This is a genomic window from Pelagihabitans pacificus (assembly GCF_009371985.2).
In the GTDB taxonomy this organism is placed as follows: Bacteria; Bacteroidota; Bacteroidia; order Flavobacteriales; family Flavobacteriaceae; genus Pelagihabitans; species Pelagihabitans pacificus.
Map to the genome: position 1 here is coordinate 78,074 of NZ_VIKU02000006.1, position 14,315 is coordinate 92,388.

The 14,315-nt window shown below is 47.6% G+C and carries 5 protein-coding genes; 2 read left to right on the plus strand and 3 right to left on the minus strand.

The genetic code is table 11. The features are described 5' to 3' along the window. Nucleotides 1–125: 125 nt before the first annotated feature. Nucleotides 126–9,050: a T9SS type B sorting domain-containing protein gene (locus FK220_RS17350; RefSeq protein WP_152575625.1), complete on the minus strand. Its 8,925-nt coding sequence runs from the start codon at nt 9,048–9,050 to the stop codon at nt 126–128. 136 nt (nt 9,051–9,186) lie between these two features. On the opposite strand from FK220_RS17350, the gene FK220_RS17355 reads away from it, so the two are divergent. Continuing rightward, on the plus strand, nt 9,187–10,308 hold the full coding sequence (locus FK220_RS17355) for a PQQ-dependent sugar dehydrogenase (RefSeq protein ID WP_152575626.1): 1,122 nt from the start codon (nt 9,187–9,189) through the stop codon (nt 10,306–10,308). A 161-nt stretch (nt 10,309–10,469) separates the two neighbouring features. Here FK220_RS17355 and murQ read toward each other — a convergent pair whose 3' ends face one another. Further along, entirely contained in the window at nt 10,470–11,282 is an 813-nt protein-coding gene (gene murQ, locus FK220_RS17360; protein ID WP_152575627.1) for an N-acetylmuramic acid 6-phosphate etherase, read from the minus strand. Between the two features lie 77 nt (nt 11,283–11,359). Beyond that, on the minus strand, nt 11,360–12,109 hold the full coding sequence (locus FK220_RS17365; protein WP_152575628.1) for a DeoR/GlpR family DNA-binding transcription regulator: 750 nt from the start codon (nt 12,107–12,109) through the stop codon (nt 11,360–11,362). Nucleotides 12,110–12,297: 188 nt separating this feature from the next. Here FK220_RS17365 and nagB point away from each other — a divergent pair, with 188 nt between their 5' ends. Then, complete coding sequence (nagB, locus tag FK220_RS17370) at nt 12,298–14,241, plus strand: glucosamine-6-phosphate deaminase (protein ID WP_152575629.1); 1,944 nt, start codon at nt 12,298–12,300, stop codon at nt 14,239–14,241. The last annotated feature ends 74 nt before the right edge of the window (nt 14,242–14,315 follow it).

Sequence of the window (14,315 nt, forward strand, 5' to 3'; positions counted from 1 at the left end):
CAACCGACCATTACTATCCAAAAGGAAAATATTCCATAGAAGGCTGTTGAATGCATGCTACGGTACGAAAAAAGGCCTCCAACAATTGGAAGCCTTTTTTCAACTAAGAACCAGTTATTGGCTGGTTACCTGTATAGGGTAAAGTGACCGACAAAACGAGTGTCCCGGTCATCGTTCTGGTTAACGACGTACCAATAATCACCACTAGGGAGTTCCTTACCTTCATAGGTACCGTCCCAGTTTTTAATTTGATCCAAAATAGCGACCACCCTACCATATCGGTCATAAATCTTGACTTCGATATTGGGGAAGAATTCCCTATTGTTGATCATCCATTCATCGTTTTGGCCGTCACCGTCCGGGGTAAAGAAATTCGGAATTTCAAGCATACCGGTAAACGTAAACGGTATGGCGGCCGTAGCTTCGCAACCAAGCTCGTCGACCACTCGGACCTCCACCAAAACATCTTGATTGGATAGGAAAATATTATCATCTCCCTGAGATACTCCTTGGAAAAAGTATTCATAGGCTCCAAAACCTCCAGTTGCGGTCGCGGTTACCTCATTCGGACCTGTGGATTCCAAGCTCACTTCAAGGTTTTCGTATTCGAACATCTCGAAAGGCTCGCTGATCTCCAAACATCCATTTTGATGGAAAATATACACCTGATAGGTACCGGCTTCCAGATTTGCCCAACTTCGTTGGTCGGAAGAAAGCTCGATGCGTTTTTCGTTCCTATCGATTTCCGGAAGTACTTCCACCTCCGGGTGAAGGTCATTGACATTCTCCAAAAAGAACGTCAGTTGCGGCAGTAAAGACTCATCGACCATTTCAACCGTCACCAGGCTATTGGGCATATTCACATCACAGCCATATTGCGGATCGATCATATGTTCGAGTAACACCCCTTCTTCTATCCTAAAGACGGTAAGTTCCTCACAACCGTTGGCATCCCGCACGGTCACCTGATACTCATTACCAGTGATAAACGGGTCATTCGGGTCATTTGGCAATATCTGACCGTCGTAGTAATTAAAATAGGGAGTGTTAATATCCCGTTCATCGGTGGGGAAATACTGTTCCACCTTCATTTCGTAATAGGTACCACCGGCATCTGTAAAGGGTACTCCCCCTGTTATGGGTATCTCTACCGTACCGTCATTATCACCCAAACAAGTTTCATTCGTAACTATCGGGTCCGCAATCGCTATCGCAGTCGGTTGGGTCATCGGCACATCGAAGAAATACGGGCAGCCGTCCTCATCCTGCGCAAGGATTCTATAGGGCGATCCGTCGGGTTTCACCGGTAAATCGGTAAAGGTATACACCAACGGATTATCAGGGTCGGTGACCAGATCCGCGAAATTCGGTTCGATAGCGAATTCCACCAACCCGGGATAGGATGCATCAACGGTCATGGTGATACTTCCTGTTTCATCCCCGTAGCAAAGAACATTCTGGGCACTAGGTGTTATGAGTACCGCAATCGCCGGCTCCAACTGAAATGCTGCCTCTTCCCTACATAGGGCCGGATTACCACTGGTAACGACCGCTACATAATAATTCGGTGGAAGATTCTCAAAATTCGGACTGCTCTGTGGTCCACGGAATATGGTGGTCGGCACGGCAGGGTCGCCGGGATCTGCAAGATATAGGGAATATTCATAAATCCCGGTCCCTCCCGATGCCTTGATCTCAATTCGCCCATCATCAATGGAGCTACACGATGGCGGTGACTGCGGAGATGCAGGGTCAATTGCCAAATTCAGCGGTGACTCTACCCTTACCTCATTGGTAAAACGTTCCAAACACGGTCCATTGGCTCCCTGTTTCCGTACTTCGAATTCGTAGGTTTGTCCAACGATACCATTGATGTTTTCCACTGCAGTACCTGCTTGATCGGTCATTACGACCCAAGGATCTGCGGAACCTGCTACCCTATATTCATACGTAGCGCCTGGTTCGAAATTAAATACCCTTAACTCCAATACTCCCAGATCACCGCAGGCAGGGGCCGATACCAAACGCAACTGTGGATTGATGGGTTGTGGTGGAACCACCTCAATCGGGGGCGAATATACCTCACAACCATAGGTAGACGTTGCATGAACCGAATAGAAACCGGCAGGGATGACTCCGATACCACCGCTCCCCTCAAAGCGAGGCGAGGTTTGAGGCCCATATAAGAACTCTTGGTTAGCGGGATCGCTTGGGTCCTGATTGATCGGGTCTGGATGATTGGAATCCAATTTAATTAATTGATAGATGTAGTTTTCTCCCGGAACCCCTCCTATGGCACCCTCAGTGACCAAATCATTCGGGTCTACAGCTACCAAGATGGCATCCGTACCGTTCGGACATTCCAGTTCCTGCGTAATCGTCAAGGCCACATCAGGCTGCGGTACCGCAAGGAGTTCTCTCTCAAAGGTACCGGTACAGAGATAAATATCCCTTACCGTAACCCGATAGAAACCGGCAGGTCGATTCGACATACTTTGCTGGGGACCAAAGGCTTGTACGACCGTCCAGGGGTCAGCAGTGGTAGCCCGGTATTCTACCTGATATTCATAGGGGCTGGTATCCCAACCGTAGCGGGCGTTGAAGCTAATGATTCCCTGATCGTCGCTACAACCTACTGTTTGATCTTGTTGAATATCGATAACCTCCAACGGACCGGCCGGATTCGGACCACGAACCGTAATCACATTACTGTAAGCTCCACAATTAGGAGAATCGTCTTCCCGGACTACTATCCTAATGTTACCACTGGGCACGTCTACGATTGCGGCTGGATTGCCATCGGCACCAATATCGACCGGTAACGGTCCGAGCAATCCGGAAGCACCGGTGAGTGGCGTCGAAGCGCTAAAATCATCACTGGCAAAACCGGGGTCATTGGCATCATAGACCCAATAGGTATAGTCATTCCCGGTGTAATCGGTTATTTCTATGGAAACTACTCCGTCGCGCGCATTGAAACAGGTCTCGGGAGTTAGCTCTGCAATAGTGACCACCGGATCTACGGGGGGCACCACCGTGTATACCGGAATCGGGTACACACAACCACCGGTTACAATCTCCAAATAATAATCCCCGGCTACCGCGGGTAGGGTGATGGGATAGTTGGTTGTGCCGGCCGGTATGTTCGGGGTATCGGCAAAAGTGGCTACGGAATTCGCATTGGCCCTAATTACATAATCGGCAGGCGTGGTCATGGAAACTACCACATCGATCATCTCTCCTTGTATACAACTCATGGGGGCGACTTGGTTGATTACTCCCTGCACCTCCGAAGGTGGATTCACCGTGATCGGTGGTAAGGTAGCCGGACAACCCCTCGCATCAATTGCTTCTATGTTAAGGGTTTGCACACTTCCATTATCAAATATTTCGAAGGTTGGGTTACTAACAAAACCATCGGTTGGATTGATTCGAAAACGGTAATCTCCGGGTGTCCCTTGCAAGGCGGGATTTATCTGTATCGTAAAGGTAGCCGAACTCACTTGGTTAGAACCCGGCGAACATTGAAACTCGATGGGAGAAGGATCCAGGATTGCAAAGTCATCGGGATTTTCAATAACTGCAGGTTCGGAATCGATACAACCCCTATCCGTCTCTACTTCCACGCGATAGGTGTCGGGTCCGAGACCCGTAAAATTACCTACTACCGGATCAGAAGCTACCAATGTATTGCTACTGTCATAGAGACGATACTCGCGAATACCGTCCACATCGGTGTTTGGTTGTAGGATGACGGTAATGCTGCCATCATTGGCATTGTAACAGGTGATATCGGTCTCCCCCGTATCAACAATCACAGGTTCGGTGGGCCGTTCAGAAATAATCCCGGTCACAAGATACTGACAGGGGTTGACACCATCGGTGACCTGATTGTCCCTGACCAAAACTTCATAGGTTCCTGGCACCATTCCGGTGAACGTACCATTGTTGGTCTGGGTTATCGAAGTTATCGGATTACCGTCATAATCGTTTCCTGACAATATGAATGTAAAATCGCCACTACCACCATCGGCTGTTACCACAATTTCACCATCGGCATCGAAACAGGTAGGCGGAGTGGTCGTAAAATCTGCGGAAGCTGAGAGCACTTGATAAACCTCAGCGGAATCATTGACAAAACATCCATTAATATCTATCACATTAATAGGGTAGTTGCCGATGCTATTTACGTAAAAAATGGCCTGAGTCGGCACTCCAGGGGTATACACGGGAGTTTGGCTTACCCCATCCAAAGTAAAGGTCGGGGTATCAATATTTCCAGGCATTTCCACTGTAATCTCAAATCCTCCAACGGGTGTGGTGACATCACATTGATTATTGACAGTAATGGATGGTACAGGTAATGGCGGATCTTCTTGGATAACCGCAGCGGAAATCCTGTAGGAACATAAATTTAAATCCCTTACCCAAATGTCGTACGAGGTGCCAGGAGCCAACGAGCCCGGCAACGAGACGGTCGTAGCTGTTGTAAAATCATCCGTAGGGTCTGCGGGTGTCGCCGTGCCGTCTTCATCCACTGAAAAACCAGCTGGAACAAAAGCGTACTCGTAAGGAGAGCCATCAGGAAGAGAACCAGGTCCCGACGAAGGGTAAGGTGTACCTCCACTACCCCTAACAGTCAATAGACCCGGGGCATTACAATTAGCATTTTGATTGGAAACGATGTCCACTCGCGGGGTATTTAGGATTGCCTCATCCTCGTCCCCATCGGAGCAGTCTCCTGCATCCAGCACGGAAACACCATATCTTCCCTGCGGAACAGTCAATGGTGTGGCCAATGTGAGATCAAAGGAATTGGTTACATTGTAGACAACGGTACCCGTATTTAGGTTGGTGATCACAATGTCGTAAGGTGCCGTTCCGGCGTTACCCGGATCGATGGTGTAATTTACTCCCACGTCACCGTTTCTACAGGTAATTCCGTCGACATCCAAAGTGACGTTCAAATTTGGTCCATCAGGAAGCGTAATCACTTCTTCGTAAGTACAGCCTGTATTATCATCCATTACCTCGACCGTGTACGATACCCCCCAAAGTAACCCAGTAAAGCAATGGGTATTGAAATCCGTGTTCGGTGCTTCCCATGCCAACGGGGGATCTTGAAGCAACCGTATGCTATAATCCTCAGGAAGACTTCCTCCCACGATATCCACACAAACTGTCGTTCCACCTGGCGAACAAGTTGGCGGAGGTGGTGGATAAGTAGGAATGATATCCAAACTAGCTGTTCCTATCGTCACAGGTTGAATATCGATACAACCCCGAGCATCTATGACTATTACCTGATAACCCCCTGGGATCAAACTAGGGTCGGTAATCGCCAATGGCAAATCTCCTGGTGCCACGTTGTCTTGAGCGAAGAATTGATTCCCAAAGTTATCCTCTATAACGACTCGATAATTCGGACTACCAGGGGTAATGCTGTTTATTGTAACACCACCGGAAGCCGGGGCCCCAGCGCTGCATGTGGCATCTATAGGAGATACGGACGCAGCAGGTATCGGATCGGTATTTGCCACTACCACGATGGTCTGTAGGCTTGTAGGACATCCCCGGTCGTCAATAACCAAATATTCATAAGTACCAGCAGCCAAACCGCTATAAATGTTTTGTGCAGAAAAAGTGTAGACCACTCCATCACCTGAATTACCGTCTGGATAATTAGGATCGGTCACCACGTCTGTCAACGAGCCGACGGGCCCAAAAACATATTGAAAGGGCGCTATTCCAGGATTTACGTCAGGAATAATTTCGACGAACCCACTATTGGGATCTCCACAACTTGGCCCTGTAGCGGTTGCCGATGCAGTAATATTCGTTGGTTCTATCATGGTCAACGGCTCTGAAACATCCGTACAACCATTATTGTCTGTAAGTTCGATTGTATAATCCCCATGCTCTCCAAAAGGTACGGTATAAGTAAATGGGTTTGCAGGGAGTTGTACCCCGTTGTGACCCGGAACGGGAGTACCATCTTTTCTTAATATATATGACGTAGATGTTAAATCAGAAATATCCCCTCCCGTAACTACGATATCAAGGGAGCCATCTCCACCACAAGCAATTTCACCATTGAGATTTAGTTGTACCCGAAGTTCCGGCTCAATAGTAATCGGCGCCAAGGCCGCACTACAATCGGTGACAATATTGACCACTTCAATGGTGTAGGTACCTGGTACCAGGTTATTAAATGTATGGGCCCCAGGGGTTCCTAACGGTTCCAGGGCACCACCGTTGATACGAAATCGGTGGTCGTTGATATTTCCTGTACCTACGGCGGAAAAGACCTCGATCGAGGCAAAATTCGTCGAAGAGTAGCATCGGTCAATAGTACCTTCCGTAATCGTAGGTGCATCCAAGGATGTCAAATCGAAGGTAGTACTGGCGATACAACCTTCCGAATCCCGTACTTCCAAGGTATAGGTCCCCTGCTCGTTCAATCCCCCGAAGAAACGGCCATTTTTCCAAGGGATGACCGTTCCTCCCGGATAAGTGAGTTGGTATTGTGCCTGTCCGGAAAAGCCTCCATTCCTTTGGGCCTCCACCGAACCGATATTTCCATTTCCGCAGGTCATCGGGCTGACATTCCGAGTAACCGTTAACGGTGTGGTGGGTCCAACTATGACCAAGTCTGCCGTATCGGTGCAATTCGTATCGGCATCGGTCACCGTAATCGTATAGGTACCGGGGCCTAGGTTGGTGACCGGAATTTCCAAATCACTGCTCGTACCGCTTAAGCCTGTACCAGAAATAGTGTAACTGTAATCCGCACCAGGCGTATCCGGGGTAAAACCATCGATGATAAAGGCACCAAAACCATCGCTCTCTCCATCACAAACCCTGGTATCGCCCCCTGCCTTTACTCGCGCCTGAATGGTACTTACGCCCCCAGTAACAAAACTCGCAGGATGTGTACAGCCGTTTGCATCGGTAATAACAAAATCGTGTCGGGTATCCAACGCTAAATTCGGGAAAACATTCCCCGGTTGAGGGCCTGTTACGGCACTGGCCGGAAAGACAATCTCGTAGGAAGTCACGGCGGCCCCTCCTACCACGGTGACGGTTACCTCACTGGTACCGGTCGCACAATCGATGTTGCCTTGGCTAAAAGTGATATCATCTGGAGCGGGTGCATCGGCTATTACAATTTGTGGAAGCGGTTGGGAACAATTGGCATCGTCCCTAATATGGGGTATATAGGTCCCGGGTGTCAACCCTGGGAAACTAGTGGTCGTAAAATAATCGCTTCCATTAATACTATATTCATAACCTGAACCAGATCCCCCGCTACTCTGCGCAGGATCAAAGGTAATGGTTGCCCCCGTGGCACAGGTATAAGCCGTAGCACTTGCAAATCCGGTCAAGCCCGCTTCGGAAGTTACGGTCACCGAATTCAAGGGAAGTTCGCACTCAAAGGCCCCTTGACTGTAGCGTACCTCCAATTGGTTGTAGGTGCCGTCGGGAACCGGCAATACACTCCCACTGACCCATGGAGAGGTCGGATTCAATCGATATTCAAGGTTATACCCCGGGTTATTCGTAACGACAAACTCGATTCTTCCGCCTCCATTGCTACAAGTACCGTCAACGCCGTTTGCATTCACCACTGGTGGTGGTAAATCCGCGATATATACCGTTAAAGGCTCATCGGGCATACACCCATTGGCGTCGGTAAAAGTAAAAGTATAGTTACCGGAAGCTGTTACCGTATAAGTAGAAATTTCAGTATCAGTGTACGGGGCGGGAGACGTTCCGCTACCTCCTCCTGTAACCGTATAAGTATAAGGCGGTGTTCCACCGACCGTGGTTATATCGATACCAATGCTGGTAATATCCGCGCAACCGAAACTCTGACCGTTTAAATTCGCGTCGGGTACAATAGTCTGCAATCCTTCCCCAATGACAATGGGGTCGCCGTTGACATCCAAATCCTGTCTTGGTGCGAGAATACCATTGGCAAAATCTTCCTGACATTCAGGAGTCTCTACCTGTACAATATAGGTACCTGGACTTACCGATGAAAATACATAAAAATCCGGGGCGATCGCCGGGGTAAAGGTAATTGGTTGATTGGTGGCAGCGTCGATCAAGGTATACTCGTACGGCCCAGGAACCTGGGCACCATTGATATCGACCCTGATATCTCCATTTTGATTGGGACAGGTCGCATCGGTGACGGTCACCTGAATGTCCAGATTCTGCTCGGTTATGGTGAATGGAGGATAGGGGTATTCACAAGCGTTGGCTACATTTCGAAGACGCACCTCCACCGTGTAATTACCCGCAGGTAGGTTATTAAATTCCTTGGAGTTCTGCCATGGTCCGAAACCACCGCCCATATCGATTCGTAGTTCGTAGGCAGGTGAAAGCTCCGTGATTCGGATGCTTCCAAGGGTGCCGCAAACGGCATTCTTGACCTCGTAGTTGTAATCAAAAGAACTCTTGGTCGCCTTAATAAAATAAGTCTGTCCGCCTGCGGTCACTCGATATTCAGTGCCCGTAGCTGCCGGAACATCGGCTGGATCGATGGTGTAATTCGGGCCCGTGCCTACCTGTACCCAATTGGAAGGAGCGTTCCCGCAATTCGTTCCTGCCACCTGAAAAGACGGACAGTTGTCATCCAAATCCATAGCGCACGATCCAGTAGGAACGTAACGTTCCCAAACAGCACCTGCGGGATTTCCCTGTAAGGTAAGCGGCTTAAAATCATAATCACCACAGACGAATACCTTCGCTACAGTGATTCCCGTATTGGTACAACTGACAGTTTCATCGGCACCCTGTACGATGGTTGTGAACATTACAGGGCTGGCAATGTTCGTGTTTTTGCCTGCCTCCTTGGAAAGCTCGTCGACAGCGCTGAAGGCACTAACACCGGATACTGTTCTTACGATGGAGGTCTCCGCCTTGGCAACTACCTCTTCAAGAAATTCATAAATGCTGGGATTGGCAATAGCGGAAGTGCCTACTACCGATAGCGTCAACAGCAGTATGGCATACACAGGATGCCTTGATTTTTTTGGAAGCATAGGTTAAGTTTCTTTGGCAAGAATATGCGTGATTTGGGTACACCGGATATTCTGTAGCGTAATTGTTTAAACTTATAAAATCTCTTTATCTTTGAGCCCTGAGGCCACCTTAATAATATTTATCTAACGTTGTTTTATGAAAAATAGTGTGTTCTTTATTTGGGTATTCGTTGTAATGTTCAATCTGTCTTGTGCGCAAGATACTGAAAGTCAAGTTGTTGAACCTTCGTCTGTGCCGTTCGTCGAGGAACTGCTGATCGACGAACTGCAGATTCCATGGGGAATGGCCTTCCTACCCGACGGAAGCATTCTCGTAACCGAGAAATCAGGCCAACTGATTCACTTTAAAGATGGAGTCAAAACCTCCATTTCAAATGTGCCCGAAGTCTATAATCGAGGGCAGGGGGGACTCATGGATTTAGAACTGCATCCCGACTACGAAAACAATGGTTGGATTTATCTGACCTATTCCTCTTCGGAAGGTGACCAAAAGGGGGGGAACACTGCGCTATTGCGAGCAAAATTGCAAGGTAATTCGTTGATCGACAACCAATTACTATATAAAGCAACGCCTAATACTACAAAGGGCCAACATTTTGGGTCCCGAATCGAGTTTGATACTGATGGCTACCTTTATTTTTCCATAGGGGAACGAGGAGCGAGGGACGTGAATCCGCAGGACATTACTAGGGACGGTGGAAAAATTTACCGCTTGTTGGATAATGGGACCATCCCTTCCGATAATCCATTTGTTGGAACCAGCGGTGCAAAGACCGCCATTTATAGCTATGGCCACAGAAATCCACAAGGTCTCGTAAGGCACCCTGAAACCGGTGCGATATGGGATCATGAACACGGTCCAAGAGGTGGGGATGAAATCAATGTTATTAAAGCTGGGGCAAACTACGGATGGCCGGTCATCACCTATGGTATCAACTACAGTGGTACTCCCATTACTGACAAAACCGAAATGGAGGGCATGGAACAGCCCATTTACTATTGGGTGCCCAGCATCGCCCCCAGCGGCATGACCTTCGTAACCTCTGACAACTATAAGGGTTATAAGGGGAGCCTTTTGGTAGGGTCATTGGCCTTCCAATATCTGGAGCGTTTGGTATTGGAAGGTACCAAGGTGGTAAAACGTGAGAAGCTCCTCGAGGGCATAGGCCGTGTAAGGGATGTGAAGGAAGGACCCGATGGACTCATTTATGTGGCCGTAGAGGGAAAAGGTATTTTTAAATTGGTTCCGAAAGGCTAGCTGCAGGACCTAAATTTTCGGACAAGAAAGGAAAAATCGTTCGGCCCTTAATAGCTTAGATAACTGTCCGGCCTATAACCCAGTCCCAAAAAACGATATTTTGATTTAGAATCAGATGAATCAAAATCGTTGAAAAAGTATCGATTTAAAGTAGTAGAGCGTCATTTTCCTTCTTCCTCCAAAGTCTTCTTTACGGAACCGTATTTCTTGAGCAGTGCTTCGGCCTCGTCATAATCGACGCCGAGTCCTTCCATAACATACCTCGTTCCACGGTCGACCAATTTATCGTTGCTCAATTGCATATTGACCATCTTATTTCCCTTCACGCGACCAATTTTAATCATTAAAGCGGTCGAAATCATATTAAGCACCAATTTTTGTGAAGTACCGCTTTTCATTCGAGTGCTGCCCGTAACAAACTCCGGGCCTACGTTTACTTCGATGGGAATATCTACGGCCATGGCCAGGGGAGATCCAGGATTGTTGGTAATCCCTGCGGTGAGCAATCCATTTGCCCTGGCATCCTTGATTCCACCCAGTACATAAGGGGTCGTTCCGGAGGCCGCAATACCCACCACTACATCGTTGCTATTAATATTATGCATCATCAAATCTTTCCAAGCCTGGATCCGGTCGTCCTCGGCGTTCTCAACGGCCTTTCTTATGGCCGTATCCCCTCCCGCGATCAAACCCACTACCCTTTCATGCGGCATTCCGAAGGTGGGCGGAATCTCCGAGGCATCCAAAATCCCCAAACGCCCACTTGTACCTGCACCGATATAGAACAAGCGGCCCCCGCTTTTAAAACGTTCGGCCAAAGCATCGACCAGCTTTGAGATTTGGGGTATTACCAACGCCACGGCGTCCGCTACTTTTTTATCTTCCCCGTTCATTTTTTGAAGAATGGTAGCGGTATCCATTCGTTCCAAATCGTCATGATTGGAGGGTGTTTCGGTAATTTTAGTGTAATCCATCCTTTTAGTTAAATATTTGGTGCTGGCGTTGAGTGGGGTTCGGCAACATCTACTCCTTTGTCTTCGATTCTTCCTTATTACAACAACCGTAAATCGTGGTCCCTGAATAAGTTTAAAAGATTATTCGTCGGATCTAACTCGGTGATCATGGTATTGATCGCATTTATGTCACAGGTCTTATATCGATGTTGCGAGTTCAGTTTTTCGGATATGCACAACAGTACTGTTTTTTTTGCCGCCTTGATGACAGCTTTTTTGAGTTGTACAATATCCCAATCGAACTCGGTCAATCCATAAAGAGAATCTACATATCCTGTACCGATAAAACTGTAATCGACCCTGATTTCCGAAAGTCCGTGAATTGCGTGCGCACCGATAGCGATCTGGGCATCGCGTGAAAGCTGTCCCCCGATAAATATAACTTCCACATTTGGTTTGGCCAACAGCTCAAACGCAACAGGAAGACTCAATGTAAAGCAAGTCAGCCTGACATTCTCCGGAAGGGCTCGAGCCAATTCCAAGCAAGTAGTCCCCCCATCAATAAAAATAACCCCGCCTTCCTTCAGCAATTTCACTGCCTTTTCGGCAATCTTCATCTTTTCCTCCAACGCGTAGATGTTGGTATTTCTAATGCTTTGATTGGTAAAACCCAACGAAATCGCCCCGCCGTGGACCTTCCGAAGTTTTTGTTCGGCATCAAGTTCCTTGACATCCCTGCGTACCGTATCGATCGAGACATCCAATGCTTCGGCGATATCGGTAAGTAATACTCTATTGTGTAAGGCTACTTCGTTTAAAATCGCACGCTGCCGTTCTTCTTTTAGCATGAATTTCTAATTCTTGGACACAAAGATAAAAAATAAATCCACATGCCATTTTGTTCCGTTTTTAATGATTGATACGGTATTAAATCCTTAAAAAATGCATAAAACAGCAATTTAAACTGCAAAAAACAGCAGGTAATAAGTTATTTCACTATCTTTGTCTCGTTTAATTATTGTTTAAAACATCCAAAATGGCCGAAACATCCACAAAACCGAAGATAGGGCACTATCCAACCGATGAGGAATCCCGGAAATTCGAAAGAATCAACACGATAATCTATGAAAGCTCCCAAGAGGCTTCGTTTTTTGTTGCCAATGAAATTGCGGATTTGATACGGCAACGCCAAAAACAGGGTAAACAAGTGGTCCTAGGGCTGGCTACCGGATCGACCCCTACCAAGGTATATGACTTTTTGGTCAAGTTCCATAATGAGGAAGGGTTGAGTTTTAAAAACGTCATTACCTTCAATTTGGACGAGTATTTCCCCATGGAACCCGATTCCATTCACAGCTACGTCCGGTTTATGAACGAACACCTTTTCGACCACATCGATATCAAGAAGGAAAACGTTCATATCCCTGATGGCACTTTGGACAAAGAAGATGTAAGGGACTACTGCCATGAATACGAAGACAAAATACGCACGGCCGGAGGTATCGATATACAAGTCTTGGGTATCGGGCGAACGGGTCATATCGGTTTCAACGAGCCTGGATCTTCCCTGAAGAGTAAAACTAGGATGGTGCGCCTTGATCGTGTGACCCGTCTCGATGCGGCCAGCGACTTTTTTGGGCTAGAGAACGTACCTGCAAAAGCCTTGACGATGGGTGTAGGTACCATTATGGCCGCCAAACGCATCATCTTAATGGCCTGGGGAGAAGGAAAAGCGGAAATCATCAAGCAAGCGGTTGAGGGAAAAATTAAAGAATCCGTACCGGCTACCTTCCTTCAGCATCATGACAACTGTGACTTTATCATCGACCATGCCGCGGCTTCTTCCCTCACAAGGGTATTTACCCCATGGCTGACCAGTGAATGTGTGTGGACCGACAAACTAGTTAAGAAGGCGACCCTATGGCTCTCCGAAAAATTGGACAAGGCCATCTTAAAACTCACCAATGAAGATTATAATGAGCACGGGATGGGAAGCCTTGTTGCCGAAATCGGTTCTGCCGAACATATCAACTTAAAAGTCTTCAACGACTTACAACGCACCATCACCGGCTGGCCAGGAGGAAAACCTAATGCAGATGATAGCCAGCGACCGGAGCGAAAAGATCCCTACCCTAAAACATGCCTCATTTTTAGTCCACACCCCGATGATGATGTTATTTCCATGGGGGGAACCCTGCTTCGTTTGGTCGACCAAGGTCACGAGGTACATGTGGCTTATCAGACCTCAGGGAATATCGCGGTGTTCGATGACGAGGTAATACGTTTTATGGATTTCGCTACGGACATACAGGAAGGAAATGCAGAACTGCAACAACAGTTTAAAGACGTTCGGAAGTTCTTAAGCAATAAGTTGCCCGGGCAGGTCGATAGTCCTGAAATACAGAATTTCAAAGGACTTATCCGCAAAGGGGAAGCCTTGGCTGCCTGTCGTTATTGCGGGGTAAAGGAAGAAAATGCCCATTTCCAAAATCTACCCTTTTATGAAACGGGAACGGTCAAGAAAAAACCGCATTCCGCGGTCGATGTTCAGCTTACCTACGACCTCTTGAACGACATAAAGCCTCATCAAATCTTTGCGGCCGGTGACCTTTCGGATCCCCACGGTACCCATAGGGTATGTCTTCAAATTATTTATGAAGCGATGGACCGCTTCGTGCAAGAAGGGGCGAAATGGATCGATGACTGTTATCTTTGGCTGTATCGGGGTGCTTGGCAGGAATGGGACATTGCGGATATGGAAATGTGCGTGCCCATTGGTCCCAAGGATATGCAACGCAAGAAAAATGCTATTTTTAAACATCAATCCCAAAAAGATGCGGCCATGTTCCCAGGAAACGATGAACGGGAGTTTTGGCAACGGGCCGAGCAGCGAAACAAGGAAACTGCCCGTAAATACAATGCCTTGGGAATGGCAGAGTACGAAGCGATGGAAGGGTTTGTTCGGTATAAGTTCAAATAGACATGTTACAGTATATTTGTCATTCTTGGGCACAAGGTAATCCTACTTTCCAGGCTTGAACATCCGTCTGGATA